This window comes from Flavobacterium sp. LK-23, assembly GCF_058135255.1.
In genome coordinates, this window is the sequence record NZ_JBYUVT010000001.1 from 637,502 (window position 1) to 663,448 (window position 25,947).

Sequence of the window (25,947 nt, forward strand, 5' to 3'; positions counted from 1 at the left end):
AAGAAAATTTTGAGAACCTAAACCATTGCAAGATTGTAACTTATGAAGTATCTTTGCACCCTAATTCGAAATTCATAAAATGAATAAACTATTGATTGTTGGAACAGTTGCTTTCGACGCGATTGAAACTCCTTTCGGAAAAACAGATAAAATATTAGGTGGTGCTGCAACGTATATTGGTTTATCAGCTTCATTTTTTAACTTGCAATCGGCCATTGTTTCTGTAGTTGGCGACGATTTCCCTCAAGAACATTTAGATCTTTTAACTTCAAAAAATATTGATATCTCTGGTATCGAAATTGTAAAAGGAGGAAAAACTTTTTTCTGGAGCGGTTTATACCACAACGATTTAAATTCTAGAGACACTCTTGTAACGGAGTTGAACGTTTTAGCTGATTTTCAGCCAAAGGTTCCTCAAAACTACAAAGATGCTGATGTTGTCATGTTAGGAAACTTACATCCATTAGTTCAAAGCAGTGTTTTAGATCAAATGGAGAAAAAACCAAAATTAGTTGTTTTAGATACAATGAACTTTTGGATGGATTGCGCTCTTCCAGAATTATTAGACGTTATTAAACGTGTAGATGTTATTACAATCAATGACGAAGAAGCTAGACAGCTTTCTGGCGAATATTCATTAGTAAAAGCAGCTTCTAAAATCCAAGACATGGGACCAAAATATGTGGTGATCAAAAAAGGAGAGCATGGAGCACTTTTATTCCACAACAGAGAAGTATTCTTTGCACCAGCTTTACCATTAGAAGATGTTTTTGATCCAACAGGAGCTGGAGATACTTTCGCAGGTGGTTTCTCTGGATTTATTGCACAGAGCGAAAACATTTCGTTTAACAACATGAAGAATGCAATTATTTATGGTTCAAATTTAGCTTCGTTCTGCGTTGAAAAATTTGGAACTGAAAGGATGGAAACATTAAGCAAAGCCGAAGTAGCGATTCGATTACAACAATTTAAGTCGTTAACTCAGTTTGACATAGAAATATAATGCCTAAGAGCCTCGATAAAACGGGGCTTTTTTTATTACGTTAATACACACAACTTACAACAACAACACACAAATAACAAAAAACAATGAGCGACGCTTTAAAACACGAATGTGGTATAGCCTTAGTTAGACTACTAAAACCGCTTGAATATTATAAAGAAAAATACGGAACTGCTTTCTACGGAATCCAGAAGATGTATTTAATGATGGAAAAACAGCACAACCGCGGACAAGACGGAGCTGGTTTTGCTAGCATTAAATTTGATGTTGAACCTGGACAGCGCTACATTAGCAGAGTTCGTTCAAATCATTCGCAACCTATCCAAGATGTTTTCAAACAAATCAATGAGCGCGTTAGTGAAGAACTAAAAGCGCATCCAGAACTGGGAGACGACATGAAAGAACTAAAAGCAAATATTCCGTACGTTGGAGAATTGTTTTTAGGCCACGTTCGTTATGGAACTTTTGGAAAAAACAGCATTGAGAGTGTTCACCCATTTTTACGTCAAAGTAACTGGATGCACCGCAATTTGATTCTGGCTGGAAACTTTAACATGACCAATGTTAAAGAGCTTTTCGAAAATCTGGTTGAATTAGGACAGCATCCAAAAGAAATGGCTGACACTGTTACGGTAATGGAAAAAATTGGTCACTTCCTAGACAAGGAAGTAATGCAATTGTACCAAGACTGTAAAGCTGAAGGTTACTCAAAAAGAGAAGCTTCTCCAGTAATTGCAGAACGTTTGGATATTGCCAAAATATTAGGCCGTTCGGCTAAAAACTTAGATGGAGGTTATGCTATGGCTGGTTTATTAGGTCATGGTGATGCTTTTGTATTTAGAGATCCAGCAGGAATTCGTCCAGCTTATTTCTATCAAGATGACGAAGTAGTAGTTGTAGCTTCCGAAAGACCTGTTATTCAAACTGTATTCAACGTTCCTTTTGAAAGTGTTCAAGAAATCGATCCAGGCCACGCTTTAATCATCAAGAAAAACGGAAATGTTTCTATGAATCAAATCTTGGAACCAACAATCAAAAAAGCTTGTTCGTTCGAAAGAATTTATTTCTCAAGAGGAAGCGACGCCGAAATTTACCAAGAGCGTAAAGATTTAGGAAAATTAATTTTACCTGCTGTTCTTAAAGCAATTGATAGCGATACAGACAACACCGTTTTCTCTTATATTCCAAATACAGCCGAAACTTCTTTTTATGGTTTAGTTGAAGCTGCTCAGGATTTCTTAAACCAGAGAAAAAACAATTATATTCTTGAAAATAGAAATACATTAACGACAGAAACCCTTCAAGAGCTTTTAGCTGTAAAGATTCGTACAGAGAAAGTAGCAATTAAAGATGCTAAACTTAGAACTTTTATTACCGAAGACAGCAGCCGTGACGATTTAGTGGCTCACGTTTATGATGTTACTTATGGTGTAATTAAACCAGAAGATAATTTGGTAATTATCGACGACAGTATTGTTCGTGGTACTACATTGAAAATGAGTATCATTAAAATGATGGATCGCTTGAAACCAAAACGTATCGTAATCGTTTCATCTGCGCCACAAATTCGTTATCCAGATTGTTACGGAATTGATATGGCAAAACTAGAAGGCCTAGTTGCTTTTAGAGCTGCTCTTGCTTTATTAAAAGAAAGAAACCTTTACCATATTGTAGATGAAGTATATGCAAAATGTAAAGCTCAAGAAAATTTCCTTGATAAAGATGTTGTAAACTACGTAACAGCAATTTACGACCAGTTTACAGACGAGGAGATTTCAGATAAAATCGCAGAAATGTTAAGCTCACCAGAAATAAATGCCGAAGTAAAAATCATCTTCCAAACTGTAGACGATTTACACAAAGCATGTCCTAAAAATTTAGGAGACTGGTACTTTACAGGAGACTACCCAACTCCTGGAGGAAATCGAGTTGTAAATCGTGCCTTCATGAATTTTTACGAAGGAAAAGACGCTCGAGCTTATTAATAAAATACTAACAAAAGGTTAAATTGTGCATTTCATCGGTTTTTTTTGCCGTTCATCCTATTTCTTTGGTGAAATTGAAAAGCTATGATACTTTTGAGATACCATAACATTAGTAGGTTAAGTTTATGGTAGATTTGGGGCAAAAAGGGTGGAAGAAATTCCACCTTTTTTATTGGAATCAACTCAAACAATTTATAAACAGCCGATTATATCTCTTAATCGGATTTACTTACCTTTCATCTAAATTTTTTTCATCACAAAAATAACTACCATACATTTACTATACCATAACATTAGTAGGTTAGTTTATGGTAAATTTGGGGCAAAAAAGGCAGAGTAACATCTGCCTTTTTTATTTTAATATGTAACACACTGAAAAACAATTACTTAAGTGGGTTTTATCGGATATAATTGCGTTTCATCTAAAAAATTTTCTTTATAAAAATGTCCGCCATACATTTACTGAACCATAACATTAGTAGGTTAGTTTATGGTAGATTTGGGGCAAAAAAGGTGGAAGAAATTCCGCCTTTTTTATTTTCTTTTTTTTTAGAGAAGAGAACATAGAATAAAGACAGTAGATTAGACTTAAAAAATTTTGTCTTTATTCTATTCTCTTTTTACTTAATCGGATATATTGACCATTCATCTGAAAAGTTTTTTTAATAATAATAGCTACCATACATTTACAAGACCATAACATTAGTAGGTTAAGTTTATGGTAGATTTGGGGCAAAAAAGGCAGAGTAATATCTGCCTTTTTTATTTTTATTTTTTTTTTGAGAAGAGAAGAAAGAAAATAGAATAAAGAGAATAGAACGAAAATGTATATATAAAAAAAAGACGAGCACCTTTGGGCTCGTCTTTTATCTTTATTCTTTATTCTATTTTCTTATTTGTCTAAAGCAAATCTTCTAGCAACTTCTGTCCAGTTAATTACACTGAAAAAAGCTTCAATATAATCTGGTCTTCTGTTTTGGTAGTTTAAGTAGTAAGCGTGCTCCCAAACGTCCATTCCTAAGATTGGAGTTCCACCGTTACCAGCAACTTCTGGCATTAATGGATTATCTTGATTTGGAGTACCTACAACTTCTAATTTCCCTCCTTTTTGAACTGTTAACCAAGCCCATCCAGAACCGAATTGTGTAGCTCCAGCTTTAGCAAATTTTGCTTTAAATTCTTCGAATGATCCGAAAGAAGCTTCGATTGCAGCCAATAAATCACCTGTAGGCAATCCTCCTCCGTTTGGAGACATTACAGTCCAGAATAAATTGTGGTTGTAGAAACCTCCACCATTGTTACGAACTGCAGCGTTAGATTTATCTAAGTTGATTAAGATGTTTTCGATTGTTTTTCCTTCTAAATCTGTTCCAGCAATAGCTGCGTTAAGATTTGTAGTGTAGGCGTTGTGGTGCTTTGTATGATGGATTTCCATTGTACGTGCATCAATATGTGGTTCTAATGCATCGTATGCATAAGGTAATTGTGGTAATTCAAAAGCCATGGTATTATGATTTTTATGGTTTATAAATAATTTATCCCAAATTTAGACATTTAACTTTGGAATTGAAAATACTATTTCGTTATAATTGAATTAAATTCTCTGATAATTTACATTTTTACAACATAAATACCTGAAAATCTTTATTTTCCATTAAATGTTGTCATTGTATTTTCTAAACCAGCAGTTCCAAAAGTTCTAATAATTTCTGCAGAAGTTTCTAAACGTTCTGGAAGTTTTGCTTCTTCTTCGGCCGTCCATTCTCCTAAAACATAATCTACTTGCTGTCCTTTTTTAAATTCATCACTAATACCAAATCTGTAGCGCGTATAGTTTTGCGTGTTTAAAACCAAATTAATGTTTTTTAAACCGTTATGACCACCGTCACTTCCTTTTGGTCTGATTCTAATAGTGCCAAATGACAGATTTAAATCGTCTGTAATGACCAAAATATTCTCTAATGGTATATTTTCTTTATCCATCCAATATTTTACCGCTTTACCGCTTAAGTTCATGTAAGTGTTTGGCTTTAAAAGAAAAAAGGTTCTTCCTTTAAATTTGTATTCAGCCAAAGCGCCTAATTTTACGGTTTCAAATGAAAGCCCTTCTTTTTTTGCTAAAAAGTCTAGTACTTTAAATCCGATATTATGTCTGGTGTTTACGTATTCGGCTCCGATATTTCCTAATCCGACGATTAAATATTTCTTCATATTGTCTTCTATGTTCTCTTCTTTTGATTTTGATGAAAACAGTTTTGTTATCCATTTTATCATGTTTGCAAAAGTAAGACTAATTAGAGAATGTGGCAATTGGATAATTTGAAAATGTGAAAATTAGAGAATTGTTTGCCGAATGAATTTTAACCGCAAAGGTTTTACGCAAAGGTCGCTAAGAAATAGTTTCTATCGAGATGCGCAAAGGACACAAGCAAAATCTCTCTCGCAGATTTTCTTGTCATCCTGAGCGAAGTCGAAGGAATGCAAGAAGCTCGACAATCTAAATTCCATACTTTGAGCGGGCTTCGACTTCGCTCAGCCTGACAACAATGATAAACTTAACACCTCAAGATCTTAGCAACTTCGAATCTTATGAAAAAGATACTTCCTTACTAGCCCTGACAGAAGCGGCATCCTTTTTCCTGCTCCTTTAGCAGGGAAAAGATATAGCGGATGGCAGGAATGTTACGTCTTATGAAAACGGAAAGTTGCTGCTTCTAAAAAATAATTAGAGAATTTGAGAATGTGACAATTAGAGAATTCTTAAAGTAGCTTCGACTCCGCTCAGCCAGACAAATATTATACGTGTCAGGCTGAGCGGAGTCGAAGCCCTTTTGTAGCAAAAAAAACTTAGAACCTTAGCAACTCAGCTTCTCAGAACCTCCAAAAAAAAAGCCCCAATCGTAGGATTGAGGCTTTTTGTATTGAGTTGAAAAAATTATTTTTTCTTTCCTTTTGCAGGAGCTTTTGCAGCTTTTGCAGCCTCTTGAGCAGCTTTCATAGCAGCACGAGAGATTCTTACTTGACAAACAACTGTGTTGTCTGGGTGCATAATTTTGTACTCTGGTTTTCCAACTTTAGTAACATATAATTTGTTACCCATTTCAAGTGGAGTGATGTCAGCTTCAACGAAATCAGGAAGATTTGCTGGTAAAGCTTTAACTTTTAATTTACGTTGGTTTAAACGTAAAACACCTCCCGCAAGAACACCTTTAGACGTACCAACGATTTTCACAGGAACTTCCATTGTGATTTCTTTATCATCAAATAATTGGAAGAAGTCAATGTGTAAAATTTTGTCAGTTACTGGGTGAACTTGGATATCTTGCAAAATTGCATTGAATGATTTTCCTTTTCCAAGCTCAATCACAACTGTGTGTGCATTTGGAGTGTAAACCAAGTTTTTGAACGCTGCAGCGTCTGCTGAGAAGTGTACTGCTTGATTTCCTCCGTATAACACGCAAGGAACCGCTCCAGCATTACGTAAGGCTTTAGTTGACACTTTGCCCACGCTTTCTCTTTCTGATCCTTTAATTGTAATCGATTTCATTGTAAAAAAAATATAGTTATTAATATAAATATTCTGTTTTGCTGTAAGCTTTAAGCAATATGCTTTAGGCTTTTTATGCAAAGTAAATATGCTTACGGCCTAATGCCTACAGCTTACTGCTTTTACATAATGAATTTTCCACTGATGGAATTGTTGTGGTGAACCATCTGCATAACCTCAGCAAATAGAGGCGCACAGCTTACCACTTTTATCTTTTTTGATTCTTTCTTTAACGGAATAGAATCTGTTACGATTAACTCAGTTAATTTTGAGTTTTCGATTTTTTCGTATGCTCCGCCAGATAAAATCGCGTGCGTACAAATTGCTCTTACACTTAGTGCTCCTTTTTCGATCATTAGGTCTGCCGCTTTCGCTAAAGTTCCTCCTGTATCGATCATGTCGTCTACTAAGATTACGTTACGTCCTTTTACTTCACCAATAAGCTCCATAGTATCGATAACGTTGGCTGCTTTTCTTTGTTTGTAACAGATTACTACATCTGATTCTAAAAACTTAGAGTAAGCATATGCTCTTTTTGAACCTCCCATATCTGGAGATGCAATTGTTAGATTATCTAATTTTAAACTTTCTACATATGGTAAAAAGATGGTAGATGCAAATAAATGATCTACTGGTTTTTCAAAGAATCCTTGAATCTGGTCTGCATGCAAATCCATAGTCATGATCCTTGTTGCTCCTGCAGCAGTCAATAGGTTTGCTACTAACTTTGCTCCAATTGGAACTCTTGGTTTGTCTTTTCTATCTTGTCTTGCCCAACCAAAATAAGGCATAACAGCTGTAATATGTCTTGCTGATGCACGTTTTGCCGCATCAATCATTAACAACAATTCCATCAGATTATCTGCACTTGGAAAAGTTGAACATACGATGAATACTCGTAAACCTCTTATTGATTCTTCGTAAGACGGCTGAAATTCTCCATCACTATACGTTGACATCGTTACTTTTCCTAACGGAATCCCGTAATCTTTTGCAATTTTTTCTGCAAGATAAACACTTTGTGAACAAGCAAAAATTTTAGCTTCTGGTTCTAGGTGCGACATTGTAATTTGTTGTTTTATCCCGTTACTTTTAAAAAAATTCAGCTTTATATTTCAATAAAGCGGAATGCGTATAAATGTCTCGGATGTAGTTAGTTGTGTGTGCTTCGTTTTAACGAGCTGCAAATTTATAAAATTTATTGAACACTGAAAGCAAAAATTTAAGTATTTTTAGTAGTTCGTTTAAAATTATTTTTTACATTTGCACCGTGTTAAAGGAATGACGCCATTTATGACTTCATTCTATTGCGTTAAAATAATCGCTTTTGATTATTTTTTCGTCTGCTAAGCCCGGATGGCGGAATTGGTAGACGCGCTGGTCTCAAACACCTGTGGGAAACCGTGCCGGTTCGACTCCGGCTCCGGGTACGAAAAACCTCTTCTTAACGGAAGAGGTTTTTTCTTTTTATATCACTTCACAACTTCCATTATGCAAAACAGGAAAATTGCACGAATTAGCAATAAAACACAATTGATTTGCTTTATGATGCAACTCTAAAGCCAATTCTATTTGGTCTGGATTTGAGATTTTCACTTTCGGATATAATCTTGCCTCAACAAAACGACCGCTACCATCTGGATTTACTTCTAGAATTGCTTCGGCATTGTCTGAATATTCCAGAACCTCTATTCCGTTTTGCGAGCAGACATATAAATATGACATCATGTGGCAGGAAACTAAACTGCTTAACAACAAATCTTCAGGATTGTATAACGTTGGATCGCCTTTGAAAGCTTTAGCTGCCGATATTTCTAAAATTGGTTTTGCTTCAATTTTTATTTGATGGGTTTTGCTGTAAATTTTCGAAAATGAATCTTCTTTTTTTGAAGTCCAGTTTAATGCTACTTTGAATAGATGTTTAAATGCCATAATTATTTTTTTCTGCCACGAATTCACGAATTTACATAAAATTGAATCGCATCTAAAATTCTTGCCTTTGAATTTCACTAATTCAAATTAGTACTCATTACCAAGAAATTCGTGAATTCGTGGCAGAAAAAACTCCAATAAAAAAACCTCGAAAGTAATAATGCTTTCGAGGTTCTTAGAAATTACTAAATTAATAAACAGATTCTAAAACTATTTCTTAACTGAAAACTTAAAAGTGGTTTTCGTTTTATAATTTTCTCCTGGATTTAAAACCGTTGTTGGGAAATTTTTCTGGTTTGGAGAATCTGGATAATGTTCTGTTTCTAGACATAATCCTGTTCTATGTGCAAAAGTTCCTCCGTTTGGCATTGGCAAAGTTCCGTCAAGGAAGTTTCCAGAGTAGAACTGAATTCCAGGCTCGTCTGTTGTCATTTCCATAATCCTTCCGCTTGCTGCGTGGTATACTTTTGCAATGATTGTTTTTCCTTTTTCAGGGTTGTTCAATACCCAGCAATGGTCGTAGCCTTTTCCTTTTTCTAACTGATCATTTTTAGCATTGATATCTTTTCCAATTAATTTTGGCGTTCTGAAATCGAAAGGAGTGCCGGCAACATCATCTAGTTTTCCAGTTGGAATCAAATCTGCATCAACTGGAACTAATTTATCAGCATTTAAAGTCAATTCGTGATCTAAGATTGTTTTGGTAAAATCTCCTGATAAATTGAAGTATGAATGTTGAGTTAAATTAACAACTGTTTTTTTGTCTGTTGTTGCTTTGTAAAGCACTTCCAACTGATTATCATTTGTCAAGGTATAAGTCACAAAAACTTTCAGATTTCCTGGATAACCTTCTTCCATATCTTTACTTACATAAGATAATTTTAAAGAAGCTGTATCGCCAGATTTAACCTCATCTGCTTTCCAAACTACATTAAAAAACCCTTGTGGACCTCCATGTAAAGCATTTGGAGCGTTGTTTAAAGCTAATTGATATTCTTTTCCATCTAATGAAAATTTACCTTTTGCAATTCGGTTTCCGTATCTTCCGATCAAAGCTCCGAAGAAAGGATTTTCTTTTTCATATTGCGCTAAAGAACTAAAACCGATTACTACATTTTCAGAAACACCTGCTTTATTAGGCACTTTCAAATCTGTAATTCTTCCACCAAAAGTGATGATGTCCACTTCCATCCCGTTTTGGTTTTTCAATTTATAGCTTTCTACTTTTTCTCCTTTAGCAGTAGTTCCGTATTCCGATTTGTCAATTGTAACTAAAGCTTTTGCATCGGCTTCCGTTTTTTCTGTATCAGCTTTTTTATCGCCTTTACACTGAACTGAAACTATAGCAATACCAAGCATGCTTAATATGAAAAGAGAGCGTTTTAATACATTCATAAAATGATATTTTTTGGTTTTATAAAAAGTTAGATGTTAAAAGTAATTCTTTATTGAAAAAATGCTGTGTTTTTTTACGCGGATAAAACAGATTCGTTATCACGAAGACGCGGATTTACACTGATTTTAAATTATTAAAAAATCCGTTTTATCTGCGCTTTTGCGTTAGCAAATCCGTTTTATCTGCGTTTATTTTTTTACACAAAATTGAGCTCAACAAGTTAAAAGTAACAAAAAATCTTAGAATCTCAGTAACTTAGAACCTTAGCATCTTAGATTAAAGTCCGTGTTGAAACAAATGGAAATACGCTTCATTAGCATTGATTTTATCTTTAAACTCTCTTACAGTTGTTTTTTCATCAATTACCAATAATTCGATTCCAGCAATGTCTGCGAAATCTTCCATATATTCTGTTGTAATCGATTGGCTGTAAACCGTGTGGTGCGCTCCTCCAGCTAAAATCCAAGCTGTTGCTGCAACTTCTAAATTTGGTTTACAATCCCATAAAACTCTAGCAACAGGAAGTTTTGGTAATTCTGCCATTGGTTTCACTGCTTCTACTTCGTTTACAATTAAACGGAAACGAGTTCCCATATCCACCAAAGAAACATTGATTGCATCTCCTGCAGGCGAATTAAATACCAAACGAGCTGGATCTTCTTTTCCGCCAATTCCTAATGGATGAACTTCACAAGAAGGTTTTCCGTCAGCAATAGATGGACAAATCTCTAACATATGAGATCCTAAAACATATGATTTTTGTGGTGTGAAATGGTATGTATAATCTTCCATGAAAGACGTTCCGCCTTCTAAACCAATACACATTACTTTTAAAGCTCTTACCATTGCAGCTGTTTTCCAGTCTCCTTCTCCACCAAAACCATAACCATCAGCCATTAATCTTTGTGTTGCGATTCCTGGTAATTGTTTCCAAACCCCAAGGTTTTCAAATGTATCTGTAAAAGCACCGAATCCTCCTTCTTCAAGGAAAGCTCTTAATCCTAATTCGATTTTTGCTGCTTCAACCAAAGAACTTCTTTGTGCTCCGCCTTCTTTTAAAGAATCAGTTAAGTTGTATGATTGCTCGTAAACGGCTAATAAATCATTTAATTCTTTGTCAGTTACTTTTTCAATATGTTTGGTAACGTCTGAAGAATCGTATCCGTTTACAGACATTCCAAAACGAATTTGAGCTTCAACTTTATCTCCTTCTGTCACGGCAACTTCACGCATATTGTCTCCAATACGAGCTACTTTTAAGTTTTGAAGTTCGTCCCATCCAAGAACTACTCTTGACCAGATTCCTAATTGTTTCTGAACTCTTTGATCTTCCCAGTGTCCTACAACTACTTTACGTTTTTTACGTAATCTAGACATGATGAAACCAAATTCACGATCTCCATGAGCAGATTGGTTCAAGTTCATGAAATCCATGTCGATGCTTCCCCACGGAATTTCAGCATTATATTGTGTATGCAAGTGGCATAATGGTTTTTTAAGGATATTTAATCCGCCAATCCACATTTTTGCTGGAGAGAAAGTATGCATCCAAGCAATAATTCCGATACAGTTTTTAGCAGAATTTGCTGCCAAACAAACATCTAAAATCTGAGAAGGCGATTTTACCACATCTTTATAAACCACTTTTACCGGAATTGAAGACGAAGCGTCTAATCCTTTTGCAATAATTTGTGAATGTTCTGCTACTTTTCTTAGCGTTTCTTCACCATATAATTCCTGGCTTCCTACTACGAACCATACTTCTTTTTGAGAAATGTCTATCATTTTGTTATTTTTTGTTTCAAGTTTCAGGTTTCAGGTTATTGGAATCTGAAAACTCGATTTGTTATATTATTGTTTCTGTTTTGTTTGTTTCACATTCCAAATTTTACGTCCCAACAACTTGAAACTAAAAAAAACTGAAACCTGAAACAAAGCCTTTACTGTCCGTAATACGAATCTTTTCCGTGTTTACGATTGTAATGTTTTTTTATTAATGAATCTTTTAATCTTGGTGCGTTTGGATTTATTTGTAAAGTCAAGTAAGCCATTTCTGCCACAACTTCTAAGACCTTACTATTGTAAACCGCTTTTGCTGCATTTTTTCCCCATGCAAACGGACCGTGGTTTCCAATCAGAATCATTTCTACTTCTTCATAAGAAAGATTTTTTTCTTTGAAGCAATCTAGAATCTGAATTCCGGTATTGTGTTCGTAGTTTCCTTCAATTAAATGATCTGCCATCGGGGGCGCACACGGAATATCTGCCGTTAAATGATCGGCATGTGTTGTTCCGAAAATCGGAATATCTTGTTGCGATTGTGCCCAAGCCACAGAATAAGTAGCGTGTGTATGAGCCACTCCGCCAATATTTGGCCAATTTTTGTATAAATAAGCATGCGTTTTTGTGTCAGATGATGGACGCATTGCACCTTCAATAACATTATTATCAAAATCGACAATTACGATATCTTCTGGTTTTAAATCTTCGTAAGGAACACCGCTTGGCTTAATGGCAAAAACACCATTTTTTCTATCCACGGCACTTACATTTCCGAATGTATACACCACCAAATTCAATGCATTTAATTGCATATTGGCTTCGTAACATTCTTGTTTTAAATCTTTATAAAGAGAGCTCATGTTGCGATATTTTAAGGTTTGGATCTGCAAAAGCACTTAATTTTTCGTATCCCAAAAGCAGTTTATGATACGCTTCAACTTGGTCTGTCTGAGGGAAATATTCTCCGTCAAAATCACTTCCGATTTTCTGGCTTGCTTCGATTACGTTTGGATAAATTCCTGCTGCAACCGCTGCGTAAATTGCCGCTCCTAAAGCTGGTGTTTGGTCTGAAGCTGCAACTTTAATTGGCTTATTTAAAACGTTAGCCAAAGTCTGCATGATGAAAGGAGATTTTCTCGCCACACCGCCAATTCCGATAACGCTGTCGATTTTTACACCTTCTTCTTCAAAACGATCTACAATTTTCTTCGCTCCAAAACAGATTGCGTTTACTAAAGCTTTAAAAATATGAGGTGCTTTTGTTCCTAACGATAAATTTGAAATTGCGCTTTTTAATTCCTGATTAGCATCTGGAGTTCTGCGTCCATTAATCCAGTCTAAAGCAATTGGAAGACTTTCTGAAACGGGGATTTTCTCTGCTTCTTTCGTTAATTCTACAATTAATTTATCGCTAAATTCTTCTCTTAATTGTTCTTTTTGAGCATCATTTAAAACAGATGAAGAACCTAATAAATGTTCCGTCGGCCACATTAATAATTCTTTGTACCAAGCCAATAAATCTCCAAAAGCAGATTGTCCTGCTTCTAAACCAATAAATCCTGGAATAACAGATCCGTCAACTTGTCCGCAGATTCCGCGAACGGTTTTTGTTCCCACCTCATCATAAGAACCAACCAGAATATCACAAGTTGAAGTTCCCATAACACGAACCAAAGTATTCTCTTCGATTTTAGCTCCAACCGCTCCAGAATGTGCATCAAAAGTTCCAACCGCCACAACAGTTTCTGTCGAAAGCCCTAAACGATTTGCCCATTCTTGGCTTAATTTTCCAGCAACTAAATCTGATGTATACGTTTCATCATATAAATTACCGCGAAGCTGCGCTAAATACGGATGTAATTTTTCTAAAAATTCAACTGGCGGTAATCCGTTCCAGTCTGCGTGCCACATTGCTTTATGACCCGCTGCGCAACGGCTTCTTTTGAACGTTTTTAAATCTTTATCTTCAATTAACAAATACGTCATTAAATCGCAATGTTCCATCCAGGTGTGCGCTGCATTTCGAACCGCTTCGTCTTGTCTTGCAATGTGAAGAATTTTTGCCCAAAACCATTCAGAAGAATAAATTCCGCCCACATATTTTGTAACATCTTCTCCGCCCCAACTTACTGCTAGTTCGTTGATTTTGTTTGCTTCATTTATAGAAGTATGGTCTTTCCATAAAACCATCATCGCATTTGGGTTTTCTTCAAAACCTTTTGTCAAGGCCAAGGGCGTTCCGTCTTTTGTAACCGGCACCGGAGACGATCCAGTTGTATCAATACAAATTCCTTTTACTAACGAAGGATCTACTTTACTTTCTTTTACAACGTTTTGAATCGTAATTTCTAATCCTTCGATATGATCCAAAGGATGCTGACGAAATTGGTTTATAGAAGCGTCACAATATTGTTTGTTTTTCCATCTTTTGTAATGAGAAACATTCGATGCTAGCTCCTGCCCATTTTCTGTATCAATTAGCACCGCGCGAACAGAATCTGTTCCGTAGTCCAATCCTATTACATAATTTTTCATTCGTATTTTATTTTTAAAATATTGACAAATATAATTATAAATAATTTATAAGTGTATAAAAAACACTTAATAAAATTCTGTTCTTTAATTTTTACAAAAAATGCATCAAAACAAAGATTTAAGCTCAAAACAAAAAATAAATGTCAATGTTACATTTATAATCTTGCGATTATTTCATCTTAATTTTCAAAACAGTCAAAGAATAAGCTGGAAAATCGTACTGAACTTTGCTTCCACTTATCTAAAATTGACTTTCTTTTGGACTAATTTTGGTTTGTGCTGCAAATGAATTTTCGCCATTACCATTTAGCTTTTTTAGTTAAATTGAAATATTGGTCTACCATTTTCATCAAATTTTAATTTCATCATTCTCGCATGACGATTAGGATCATATAACGGATCTGCAATAATTTCTTTCAAGGGTCTTTTGTCTGTGGCAGGCACCACTTTTGGATCGCCAACAGCTTTTTCGTAATCTCTTGCATGATAAATTACTAATGGTTCTCCGTTTTCATCCACAGTGAATGAGTTATGCCCTGGCCCATAAATGTTTTTTGCTTCATTGGTTTTTAATACTGGATATCTAGATTTTTTCCAAGAATTTCTATCTAGTAAATCAGCGTTTTCATCTGCTTCCATCATTCCCATACTGTAACAAGAACCAGTAGCACTAGCCGAAAAAGTAATGTAAATTTTTCCTTTGTTTTTAATCACCGCAGGACCTTCATTTACCCAAAAACCTACGCGTTCCCAGTCATAATCCGGAGTCGTTAGCATGAACTGAACTGTTTTTAGTTTTACGGGCGATTCCATTTCGGCCAAATACAAATTAGAAGCGGCGAACTGCCCGCCTGTTTTTTCTGCCCAACAGAAATAGCGTTTATTTTTATGTTCAAATACAGTTCCGTCCAGAGAAAAATCGGTAAAGCTTTTTGGATCTGCATCAGCTGCTTGCATTTGCCCAAGTTCAATCCACTTGTCGTGTAAAGGATCCTGGCCTGTACACTCCAAAACATAAGGTCTTAATTTCCAAATATCTTCTTCTTCGCTTGCTGCAAAATACACATACCATTTTCCATCCAAATAATGAATTTCAGGAGCCCACACATGACGGCTCATTGGTCCGCTTTTATGTTTTTCCCATACTCTAAAGGTTTCAGCATTTTGAAGCTCAGCAATAGACTTTGCACGTCTTAACTCTATAGCGTCGTAGGTTGGTACCGATCCTGTAAAATAATAATACCCATCTGTATGCTTGTAGATAAAAGGATCTGCTCTTTGCAACACAATAGGTTTGTTAGTTAAGGTTGTTTTTGTAGTAGTCACTTCTTTAGACAGTTCTTTTTCTGCTTTTTTATCTGTACAAGAAGAAACACTTACAAAAACAATTGCTGAAAGTGCCCAATTTTTTAATAGGTTTGTTTGCATATTATACTGGTTTGTTTGCATTTAATTTATTTGTGAGGAATTCAGTCTTTAAAATCAATCCACACTTTCATTTTCCCAACTCCACGATTTGACCAAGAATAATATGGAATGGCTTTGAATTTTGAATTTTCGATCACATTTACACCTTGCAGTAAATTCGCTTCTTTTCTTACTTTGAAAGTATCTGAAGCCGAAATATTGATCTTGTCAAAATTGGTTTTGTTGTCCATTTCTTCAACTGCATATACTAGCGGACCGTATTCTAAAGAAACTTTATTTTTATTCGTTTCTACCCTTGAATTGGTTTCTACTTCCTGAACTTCCATTGGGAAATTAAGTGCAATTTTGTCTCCTTTTTTCCAGTTTCTGGTTACATTGAAATAACCATTTTCAGGCTGAATTGCTACTATTTCTCCGTTTACAGTAATGGTTGGTTTTTGAGTTGAAGCCTTCTTATACGTATACAAATCTCCTGGCAAAACCTCATTTCTTGCCCAACCTGGAACGCGAAGTTTAATCGTGAATTTGCTCTCTTTTTTAGGATTAACTGAAATTCCCACTTTTCCGTTCCAAGGATAAGAAGTCTGTTGCGAAATCTGTAAATCGGTTTTTCCTAATGTGAAAGAAGCATCATTTGAAGCATATAAATTCACATACAAATCGTTCTTAGTTTTCGAATAAATCAATCCCGGAATTGAAGGAATAAAACGAATTAAATTCGTCGGACAGCAAGAGCAATCAAACCAAGCCTGACGTGTGCAAGAACCTCTGTTTGATTTGTAAACACCGTCTGCTTCTAAAGCATTTGGATAGAAAAATTGTTTTCCGTCAAGCGAAATACCCGAAATTAATCCGTTGTACATCGTTCTTTCTATGACATCAAAATATTGTGATTTCCCGTATAAGTTATGCAGTCTATGATTCCAATATACATCGCCAATTGCAGCACAAGTTTCGTTGTAAGCCGTTAGATTTGGCAATTCGTAGTTTGCTCCAAAAGCTTCGCCGTCATGTCTTGAGCCAATTCCGCCTGTGATGTACATTTTTTTATTAACCATATTATCCCATAAATTATTTACGGCATTCTCATAAGCTTTATCTTTGGTCATGGCAACAATATCGGTCATTCCTGCGTACATGTAAACCGCACGAACCGCATGCCCCACAGCTTCATTTTGCTGAATTACAGGAATATGATCCTGTGCATATTCTCCATATAATTTATGATTGTTCGGATTTCCGCGATTGTCTAAATAGTATTTTGCCAATTTCAGATAATCTTCTTTTCCTGTAATCTGGTATAATTTTATCAACCCCGTTTCTACAATCTGATGTCCTGGAACTCCTTTTACCTGTCCTGGATTATCGCCAAAAGTTCTTACCAACATATCGGCAGCTTTTATGGCAATGTCTAGGAAATTGGTTTTTCCTGTTGCTTCGTAATGCACGATTGCCGATTCAATTAAATGTCCTGGATTATACAATTCATGGCTAATCTGCAAAGATTCCCAACGTTTCCCTTCGATTACAGGAACCCAAGGTGCTGGGGGTTTTGCAGGGTTTATCGTTCTCCATGTGGTAATATATCCATCTGGTTCTTGACCAATTTTTACAATGGCAATCATCGAATCTAAAACTCTTTCCAATTTCGGATTTGGAGCACTGATTAAAGTGTTGGATGCTCCTTCTATGATTTTATAAACATCGGTATCATCAAAAGGCATATCGCCTCGTACTTTTCCAGTTTTCTGTTTTCCAGCTATTAAAAAGTTCTCAAAACGACCTTCTTCATCACATTTCTTAATCGCATATTCGATTGTTACTTCCTGTACTCTTTTGATAATTGGAAGCCAAAAAGAATCCGTCAGTTTTACATTTTGAATGTTAACCGGCTCGATTTCGTAACCTGCTTTTAAAACAGATGTTTTATGCTGCACCACATCGTTTTTGGTCTCTTTGCAAGAAACCAAAATCAGAAGTGACATGAAAATCGTTAAAATGGGTAAGTCGTATTTCTTCATTATTGTTGTATTCTATTTTAAAACAGGCCACAAATCAGTATCCCATTGTATTTCTCTAATCACTAATCTTGGTGTTCCGTTGGTTTTCTTTTCGTAACCGTGATAAAACATATAATCTTTTCCATCAAAAGTATAAGCACTGTTATGGCCTACGCCAAAGTAATTTTCATCCCCTTGAACTACTAAACTTCCTCCACCTTGATCGAGTTGTTTTCCTTCTTTATCCAAATAAGGTCCTGCTACATTTTTTGATCTTCCAACAACCACTTTGTAAGTGCTTTTTTCTCCGCGACAGCATAAATCCCAAGAAAGAAATTGATAATAGTATCCGTTTTTCTTAAAGATAAAAGGAGCTTCAAGTGCGCCATCTCCAGGGTCTGAATCTGCTAATTCGAAAGATCTTTTTCGTTTTGCAATCGTATGCCATTCCTGAGGTTGTGCAATTGATTTTAAATCGGGATTTAATTTTACCAATTTCAATCCTTCCCAAAAAGAACCGAAAGAAAGCCAAGGCGTATTGTTTTCATCAAAAACCAAATTCGGATCAATGGCGTTCCACATATCTCTGTTTGGTTGTGATTGAATGACAATTCCGTGATCGACCCATTTGTAATTTTTATCTTTTGGATCTAAAGTGGTATTGGTCGCAACGCCAATCGCCGATGTATTTTTGGCAAAAGCCGAAACTGAATAATACAGATAATAGATATTGTTATGGAATGAAATATCTGGCGCCCAAATATGATTTTTAAAATCGGCCGCAACGCCATCTGCCCAAACTGGTTTTTCTGTGAAAACTTGTGGTTCTTTGTTCCATTTTTTTAAATCTTTAGAACTAAAAATACTTATTCCGTTACCTGTACAGTACAAATAATAAGTGCCTTTTTGCTTGATAACAACAGGATCATGCACGACAATTTCCTGCGCCATAATCACCGAAGTTGTCAGCATCAAAAAAATTGAAATTGTATATTTTATATTTTTGTAAACCATATAAGTGATTTAAGTAAATTTAAGTTTAAACCTCAACGAAAACTTTTCTAGAGCATATAAGAAACCCAAACTGAAAACTGTGACTGTCTTCGACTCCGCTCAGACTGACAATCTATTGTATTCCTTCAGACGTCATCACGACACGTTTCATTGTTCCGTCTTTGTTATAAAATAATTTATCTACACAAACAGATCTTCTAAAACTTCCTCCATGTGGTTTTGATGCTCCGTTATGATAAATGAAATACGATTGTCCTTTAAAATCAATTATAGATTGATGATTGGTGTTACTGTTTCCTGCTAATTCATTCAGAATTCCTTTAAACTCCCAAGGTCCTGTAATGGATTTGCTCATGGCGTAGGCAATTTTTTCAGGAAACTCATATGCGTATGACAAATAGTACCAGCCATTATGTTTATGAATCCATGGTGCTTCAGTGAAATTTGGCAGTTTTATGTGATAAATTTCTCCGTCTATTTCAGTCATATTTTCTTTTAATTTGGCGTAATGACAGGCTGTGTTTCCCCAAAATAAATACGCTTGTCCATCAACATCAATAAAAACCGTCGGATCGATATCGTCCCAGCTTATGTCGCTAAACTTGGTCATATCGTTGGTGATTAGTGCTTTTCCCAATGCATCTTTAAAAGGTCCAAGCGGATTATCTGCAACCGCAACTCCAATCGATTTTCCAGGAACAGTTCCATGTTCAACTGTTACGTACCAATAAAATTTTCCATTTCTTTCTATTACCTGCGAAGCCCATGCATCACTTTTTGCCCATTTAAAATCGGTTACTTTCAATGGCACAGGATGTGATTCCCATTTTTTCATATCAGAAGAAGAATACACCAGCCATTCATTCATTTTATAAAAATTAAAGTCGTTTGGCGCTTCATCATGACCTGCATACAAATACACTTTGTCTTGGTAAACCAATGCTGCAGGATCTCCTGTATATTTATCTGTAATAATGGGGTTGTTGAATTTTACCGATTGTGCAGTTCCCACAATCGATAAAAGCAAAACAGAAAGGTTTATAAATAGATTTTTCATTTGTTACTTTTTTTTTTGCCACAGATTTCACAGATTAAATGGATTTATCTTTTAGTCTATAGTTTATTTTTTTTAACACATAGAATCATAGCATTACTTTGTCTGAAAAAGGCATTTCATTTATTTAAAATTCACATAGCAATCTATGTGTTCAAATCTAGATTTGTTTTGTACTCTTTTTACAGATCAAAAAAACCTATGTTTCTATGTGTTTAAATTTTTATTCTCTCGCAGATTGAGCAGATTTTTTTCTAATCTTTTTAATCCTTTATCCCGATAGCTATCGGGAGTGGCCATTCTTTAATACTTGGAATTTGGCATTTAAAAAATTGGAATTTTCTAGTTTACTTTTTTACCCCAAACTGCTAATCCCGCACTATTAATTCCGGTGTAGGTCAAAGTCACTTTTCTGGTTGCCGATTCCCAATCCCAAGCATCAATTACGTTGCATTTCACTCCATTTATTGTGGCAATTTTTTTTGCAGGATCGTAAGACCAGGTTCCCGTTATGTCCCCACTTACTTTTTTATCGGCAGTTAAATAAATCGTAACCGCTTTCTGCATGGTTTTGTACTGATAATTCATGGTAATTTGTTCCCATGTTCCTACCAGATTTCCTTCTGCAAAAGTCGTTGTTGGTACTCCAGCATAGCGTTCTGGTTCTATTACAGGCCAGCCGTCTTCTGTCCATTGAATTCCATGCACATGCCCCATCATGACTGCATTTGAAACCGCAATTCCCGAAACTCCTTCTGGCAAACGTGCCTGCGAAGCATAAAACCATTGTTTTGTTTCTGGGTTTTGAAAAACAGCACAATGCGCAAATCCAACCCAACCTGTATGATTTTTAAATTGATACGGATGCGTTACCAATGGAAAACATTCTGCACCGTTTGTAATACTCATTCCTGTGTTGGTTACATAAGGCCCCAAAATGTTTTTGGAACGCGCAACTCGTGTGTTATAAGCAACCGATAATTCGTCATAAGCCAAAAACAAATAATAATATTGCGTGTCTGGATTGTAGATGATTTCTGGTCCTTCGAGTGCTTGCCAACGATTCGTATTTACATTTCCGCGACCTGCAATTCGAACTCCGTAATCATCAATTGTTTTTAATTTATCTGGCTTTCCTGTCGTTGGATTTAGTTTTAAAGCTGCAATTCCAGAATGCCAAGAACCGTAAATTAAATATTGTTCACCTTCGGGAGTTTCAATAAAACTCGGATCGATGGCATTGAATTTAAAATAAGCATCCCAATCGTTTCCTCCGTTTCTAACATAACTTTTTACACCGTCAGGTTCTGAGCAGACTACCATTCCTTTATCAACCCAATTATTAGAAGCCAAATCTGTTGTTTCAGCCAAACCAATAAAAGCACGTTCTGTCCAAGAAGTATTGGTGTCTGTTCCTGTAATGGGATTGGTTACTACAATGCTGTAATACATTCTAAAAACATTACCTACTTTTCGAACGCATGGCGCCCAAAATCCATAATTTGGATTTTCTATCGGAGGAAGAGCTGGACTCATTCTGGCTCTTTTATTATTTAAAGAATCTTTTACCCAAGCTGGAGCCTGAGCCATTGAAGATCCCATAAATTCCCAATTGATTAAATCTTTTGATCTTCGGTAGAAAAAATGTCCATTACCCTCATGTGCATTTCCGTACGAAGCATCAGTTTGGTACATATAATAATATTCTCCCGATTTTTCAACTGACGGATCATGTACATTTGCCAGATTCCATTGTGATCTAGTGTTCCAGCTTGCAAATGCAGTATAATTATCTGCATAAGTCGGTCCGTTAAATGTTGGCGTAACCACTGGCGGTACGACAGGATCTGGCCCACCAACTTCAGGTGCCGCTGGATCATCTTTAGAACAGCTCGCCATTAGAATTGCTGCCACAAAAAATCCGATGGAAGAAATGGTTTTTAAAATGAAATTTTGCTTTTTCATCTGCTTCTATTTTATTTTCCTTCTAAAACAACAACTGAGAAAGGAGGAATAGTGATTTCAAGTTTTCCTTTTTTGTTTTCGAAACCTTTAAAAGCTGTTGGAACAATTTTATTTGGGTTTTCAAATGAATTGTAATCTTGTAATTTAGCCGATGTTATAACCGCTCCTGTGAAGTTTTTCACGCCTAATTCTTTTACATCAATTTCGATTTTGTTTTTGTTTTTTGCATCCACATTAACTAATGAAATATGAACTGTGCCATTTTTATCTTTTGATGCTGACACTGAAACCGCAGGAAGTTTTTCTCCATTAAAAGTGTATGATGGTGATTCGAAACTTACTGGCAATAACTTCGCATCTTGATGCACGCTGTACATTTTCATTACATGATACGTTGGCGTTACAATCATTTTAGCTTTGTCTGTAAGGATTACAGCTTGTAAAACGTTAACACATTGTGCTAGGTTTGCCATACGAACGCGATCTGCATGGTTATTGAAAATGTTAAGAGTTGCTCCAGCTAAAACCGCATCACGCATGGTATTTTGCTGATATAAAAATCCTGGATTGGTTCCTTTTTCTACTTCGTACCAGCCTCCCCATTCGTCAACAATCATGGCTACTTTTTTCTCAGGATCGTACTTGTCCATAATAGCAGAATGTTTCGTAACTAATTCTTCCATTTTTAGAGCCGACTGCATCGTTTTAAAATAGCCTTCTTCTGTAAAATTTCTGTCATCTCCTTTTTTACCCCAGTCAATGACAGCATAATGATGAACCCCAACTCCGCCTAACATATTTAACGGAATTCCTTTCATTAAAACTTCAGTCCAATTGTAATCTGAACTATTTGATCCAGATGCAATTCTGGTGATTCCTCCCGTATTTTCCCAGTCAGACATGAAAGTCGCATATTTACGGTATTCTCCTGCATAATATTCTGCAGTCATATTTCCTCCACAACCCCAAGCTTCATTTCCAATTCCCCAATATTTTACTTTCCAAGGTTCTTTTCTTCCATTTTTAGCACGTAAATCACTCATCGGACTTTTACCGCTGAAGTTCGTATACTGAACCCAGTCTGCTAGTTCCTGAACCGTTCCGCTTCCAACATTTCCAGATAAATAAGGTTCTGCTCCAAGAAGTTCACACATGTTCAAGAAATCATGTGTTCCAAAACTGTTATCTTCAGTAACTCCGCCCCACCATTTGTTTACAATAGTTGGTCTTTGTTCTTGTGGTCCGATTCCATCTTTCCAATGGTAAGTATCAGCAAAACAGCCTCCTGGCCATCTCAAATTTGGAATTTTTAAATCTTTTAAAGCCGCAATAATATCATTTCTTACTCCTTTTGTATTTGGAATTTTCGAAGTATCTCCCACAAAAAATCCTCCGTAAATACAACGCCCTAAATGCTCTGCAAAATGACCGTAGATATTTTTGTCAATTGTGGGCGCATCGGCCGTATTTTTAATGGTGATTGTGGTCTGCGCAAAATTCAGCTGACTGCAAAACGAAATAAGAAATGTGATTAAAAGTGCTTTTTTCATAGTGGTTTTTATTGTAGAGGAAAGCCCGAAAACTTTCCTCTGAATTTTAATTTTTTAATAAGAAAGTGTCGGCCATCCTGATGACCAAGTAAAGTATACAATTTCGAGTTTTGGATTTCCGCCGTCGGCTCCGTCATAATAATGAACCGCTCCTTTTTGAGTTCCTGTAATTCTTGACAAATGCCCTGGACCGATATAATTTCCTTGTGAAGCCAGAACGGTTGTTCCGCCGCCGCTTTTTAGAGATACTCCGTTTTTATCCACAAAAGGTCCAAACGGACTTGTAGAACGTCCAACTACAATATAGTAGGTGCTGTTAACTCCATTACAGCAAGTTCCTCGGTTTACAAATAAGTAATAATAGCTTCCTTCTTTAATTAAACAAGGAGCCTCCCAAGATTCGCTGTTTCCGCCAGCAACAATGGTTTTGATTCCTGTTGTTTTTCCTGTTGAAGGATTAATTTGAATTACACCAATACCCGCATGCCATGAACCGTAAGCCATATAGACATTGCTTCCATCTACTAAAATTGACGGATCGATTGCATTAACATCTGATGCTGACGAAGAAGAAACAACAACTCCTCTGTCTGTCCATGTTGTTCCTGCGCTTTGCGAAATGGCTGGTGTTGTTACCAATCCGATTGCAGAAGTGGCTGAACCAAATGTAGAACAGGAATAATACATATTCCATCTATTGTTAAACCAAGCAACATCTGGCGCCCAAAAGGTTTTAACGAATCCTGGAACGTATCCTGTAATCCAACTTGGCGTTGATGAAAACACCGATGTTCCCCATGCCCAGCTTGTTAGATTTGTTGAATAGGTAACTGGAATATTATCTCCTGTAGTAAAAACATAATAATTAACACCACTTTTTACAATCGTACTTGGATCATGTGATGGCACATTTCCGCTGACTGTTTTTGCTGTTAAATTGGTAACCTTTGAATCCTCTGCATTTACAACTGCTGTTGTTCCTTCTTGAGTTGGGACAATATCTTCATTCTGACAACTCCCAAATAATATCGCTAATAAAATCAAACTTGTAATTGTTTTCATTATTCTAATTTTAGTTACTGTTAAAAATTACTTCTCTTGTATTCCAAATTCTAAGGCATAATATTATAAGTCTCAGTTTTCAGTTACAATATACAGTGAGACTGTGACTGAAAACCGAGACTGAAAACTTAATAACTGTCGTTTTGAACAGTTCCCGGGTTGTTATCCATTTCTAATTGTGGAATTGGAAAATATTCTCTTCCTGCTGTATAAGAATTAAACTCTGCATCTCTTGCTTTTAACCAAGCTAATTTAGCAGGGTCTTGAAGCCATCCCCAACGGCGGATATCGTCAAAACGGTGTCCTTCTAGAGGAAATTCTAAAAATCTTTCGTGACCAATCTGCTCTCTCATTTGCGCTTGAGACAATCCTGGTTTTGCAGTGGCTAAATCAGGAAGATTTACTCTGTCTCTTACCATTTGAATGTAAGTATAAGCTCCTTGAGTATCGCCCGTTTCATTCAAACATTCTGCATACATTAAAAGAACATCAGCATATCTTAATAAACGCTCATTGATTCCGGAACGCCAATCGTATTCGTCTGCAAATTGTCCGTCAGAGTTTTGGTATTTTCTGCAGAATAAATCATTTAAATCGGCTGGACTTGAAGCATAGAATGTTGCAAAATCTTTTCCGTACAATTGCATTCCGCCTGGTTTATTGTAGAAAATAGTAGCATCTAGACGAGGATCATCTTGTCCTGTTTTTGTTTTTTCTTCTTTAAATTCATTAAACAATGCCCAAGTTGGCTGAACGTCTGTCCATCCGAAAGCACGAGGTGCATAAGTAATAGCTCTTGCAGATGTTTTTCCCCATCCAGAAGCAGGAGCACCTCCCCAACCTAAATCGACACCTCCGGCATCACGGCTAAATTGCACTTCAAAAAGAGATTCTGAATTGTTTTCGTTTGCTGTTGTGAAGTTATCACGGTAATTTGCTACCAAAGAATAAACTCCTAAATCTATTACTTGCTTGAAAGTTGTTTTAGCATTTGTAAAATCTTTTGTAAACAAATAGGCTTTTCCTAAATATCCTAACGCTGCACCTTTAGTTGCACGTCCTTTTTGTCCTCCATCTAATCCTGAAAGGCCAACATAAGAATTTGGAAGTAATTCTGCTGCCGCTTTAAAGTCTGCAATAACTTGTGCCCAGCCTTCATCTTGTGTTTTTTGAGGATAATAAACTGCTAATTCTGTTGGAAGAGGTACATTCTTAAACATGTTTACTGCATGAAAAAAATACAATCCTCTTAAGAAATAAGCTTGTCCTATAATCCTGTTTTTTAAAGCTTCGTCTTCAAATTCAATTCCGGGTACATTGGTCAATACTTGATTGGCACGGTAAATACCTTGATAATAGGTTTCATAAGCCCATCCATAAATCGCTGCATCTGCAACATTTGAATTAAAGTGCCCCACATTATACATTGATGCCCAAGGGCTGTTGGTACGAGAATCATCTGCTTTTGCATCTAATAATAATGGTGTGCTTCTCATGTAAGTTCCGTCTGTTAGTAAACTTCCGTAAGCAGCATTTACACCTTGCAATGCATCTTCATCTGTTTTCCAAAAATTATCGACTGAATCATTATTTGGATCTAGTTGAGTCAAATCTTCGTTATCCACACAGCTTGTGGTTACCAAGGCTAGTGAAAGGAAAACGGTTATATAGCTAAAAAATTTAGATTTCATTTT

General features: G+C 36.0%; 19 protein-coding genes and 1 tRNA gene. 3 read left to right on the top strand and 17 right to left on the bottom strand.

What is annotated here, in order from left to right; all coding sequences use genetic code 11:
• The first annotated feature begins 79 nt into the window (after positions 1-79).
• On the top strand, positions 80-1,003 hold the full coding sequence (locus AC3Y25_RS02740) for a PfkB family carbohydrate kinase (protein ID WP_095930683.1): 924 nt from the start codon (positions 80-82) through the stop codon (positions 1,001-1,003).
• A gap of 86 nt (positions 1,004-1,089) precedes the next feature.
• On the top strand, positions 1,090-2,988 hold the full coding sequence (locus AC3Y25_RS02745) for an amidophosphoribosyltransferase (protein ID WP_248728938.1): 1,899 nt from the start codon (positions 1,090-1,092) through the stop codon (positions 2,986-2,988).
• Between the two features lie 892 nt (positions 2,989-3,880).
• Here the strand turns inward: AC3Y25_RS02745 and AC3Y25_RS02750 are convergent.
• From AC3Y25_RS02750 to AC3Y25_RS02765, 4 genes are all read right to left on the bottom strand, one after another.
• Positions 3,881-4,492, bottom strand: coding sequence for a superoxide dismutase (locus AC3Y25_RS02750; protein ID WP_095930681.1), 612 nt, complete (start codon positions 4,490-4,492; stop codon positions 3,881-3,883).
• Between the two features lie 140 nt (positions 4,493-4,632).
• Entirely contained in the window at positions 4,633-5,262 is a 630-nt protein-coding gene (pth, locus tag AC3Y25_RS02755; protein WP_489901654.1) for an aminoacyl-tRNA hydrolase, read from the bottom strand.
• A gap of 661 nt (positions 5,263-5,923) precedes the next feature.
• On the bottom strand, positions 5,924-6,535 hold the full coding sequence (locus tag AC3Y25_RS02760) for a 50S ribosomal protein L25/general stress protein Ctc (protein WP_026727205.1): 612 nt from the start codon (positions 6,533-6,535) through the stop codon (positions 5,924-5,926).
• A 122-nt stretch (positions 6,536-6,657) separates the two neighbouring features.
• Positions 6,658-7,599 carry a ribose-phosphate pyrophosphokinase gene (locus tag AC3Y25_RS02765; protein ID WP_095930679.1) on the bottom strand — a complete coding sequence of 314 codons (942 nt, stop codon included), beginning with the start codon at positions 7,597-7,599 and terminating at the stop codon, positions 6,658-6,660.
• A gap of 286 nt (positions 7,600-7,885) precedes the next feature.
• Here AC3Y25_RS02765 and AC3Y25_RS02770 point away from each other — a divergent pair.
• Positions 7,886-7,965: transfer RNA gene (locus tag AC3Y25_RS02770), tRNA-Leu, on the top strand.
• 37 nt (positions 7,966-8,002) lie between these two features.
• Here AC3Y25_RS02770 and AC3Y25_RS02775 read toward each other — a convergent pair.
• The 13 genes from AC3Y25_RS02775 to AC3Y25_RS02835 all read right to left on the bottom strand — a co-directional run bounded on the left by AC3Y25_RS02775 (position 8,003) and on the right by AC3Y25_RS02835 (position 25,944).
• The gene (locus AC3Y25_RS02775) at positions 8,003-8,467 is read right to left on the bottom strand and encodes an OsmC family protein (RefSeq protein ID WP_489901655.1); all 465 of its coding nucleotides are present in this window, start codon (positions 8,465-8,467) and stop codon (positions 8,003-8,005) included.
• A gap of 210 nt (positions 8,468-8,677) precedes the next feature.
• The gene (locus tag AC3Y25_RS02780; protein ID WP_489901656.1) at positions 8,678-9,862 is read right to left on the bottom strand and encodes an aldose epimerase family protein; all 1,185 of its coding nucleotides are present in this window, start codon (positions 9,860-9,862) and stop codon (positions 8,678-8,680) included.
• Positions 9,863-10,139: 277 nt separating this feature from the next.
• A complete protein-coding gene (gene araA, locus AC3Y25_RS02785; protein WP_250834546.1) occupies positions 10,140-11,648 on the bottom strand; it encodes an L-arabinose isomerase in 1,509 nt (502 codons plus the stop codon).
• A gap of 155 nt (positions 11,649-11,803) precedes the next feature.
• Positions 11,804-12,505: an L-ribulose-5-phosphate 4-epimerase gene (locus tag AC3Y25_RS02790; RefSeq protein WP_489901657.1), complete on the bottom strand. Its 702-nt coding sequence runs from the start codon at positions 12,503-12,505 to the stop codon at positions 11,804-11,806.
• Entirely contained in the window at positions 12,489-14,180 is a 1,692-nt protein-coding gene (locus tag AC3Y25_RS02795) for a ribulokinase (protein WP_489901658.1), read from the bottom strand. The genes AC3Y25_RS02790 and AC3Y25_RS02795 overlap by 17 nt, the downstream gene beginning before the upstream one ends.
• A gap of 315 nt (positions 14,181-14,495) precedes the next feature.
• Entirely contained in the window at positions 14,496-15,608 is a 1,113-nt protein-coding gene (locus AC3Y25_RS02800; protein ID WP_489901659.1) for a glycoside hydrolase family 43 protein, read from the bottom strand.
• Between the two features lie 41 nt (positions 15,609-15,649).
• Entirely contained in the window at positions 15,650-17,629 is a 1,980-nt protein-coding gene (locus AC3Y25_RS02805; protein WP_489901660.1) for a glycoside hydrolase family 127 protein, read from the bottom strand.
• A gap of 12 nt (positions 17,630-17,641) precedes the next feature.
• Entirely contained in the window at positions 17,642-18,622 is a 981-nt protein-coding gene (locus AC3Y25_RS02810) for an arabinan endo-1,5-alpha-L-arabinosidase (protein WP_489901661.1), read from the bottom strand.
• 112 nt (positions 18,623-18,734) lie between these two features.
• Positions 18,735-19,679, bottom strand: coding sequence for a glycoside hydrolase family 43 protein (locus tag AC3Y25_RS02815; protein ID WP_489901662.1), 945 nt, complete (start codon positions 19,677-19,679; stop codon positions 18,735-18,737).
• Between the two features lie 339 nt (positions 19,680-20,018).
• Entirely contained in the window at positions 20,019-21,641 is a 1,623-nt protein-coding gene (locus AC3Y25_RS02820) for an arabinan endo-1,5-alpha-L-arabinosidase (protein ID WP_489901663.1), read from the bottom strand.
• Positions 21,642-21,652: 11 nt separating this feature from the next.
• The gene (locus AC3Y25_RS02825) at positions 21,653-23,191 is read right to left on the bottom strand and encodes an alpha-N-arabinofuranosidase (protein WP_489901664.1); all 1,539 of its coding nucleotides are present in this window, start codon (positions 23,189-23,191) and stop codon (positions 21,653-21,655) included.
• Positions 23,192-23,245: 54 nt separating this feature from the next.
• Positions 23,246-24,253: an arabinan endo-1,5-alpha-L-arabinosidase gene (locus AC3Y25_RS02830; protein WP_489901665.1), complete on the bottom strand. Its 1,008-nt coding sequence runs from the start codon at positions 24,251-24,253 to the stop codon at positions 23,246-23,248.
• Between the two features lie 128 nt (positions 24,254-24,381).
• Positions 24,382-25,944 carry a RagB/SusD family nutrient uptake outer membrane protein gene (locus AC3Y25_RS02835; RefSeq protein ID WP_095930666.1) on the bottom strand — a complete coding sequence of 521 codons (1,563 nt, stop codon included), beginning with the start codon at positions 25,942-25,944 and terminating at the stop codon, positions 24,382-24,384.
• Positions 25,945-25,947: the final 3 nt, after the last annotated feature.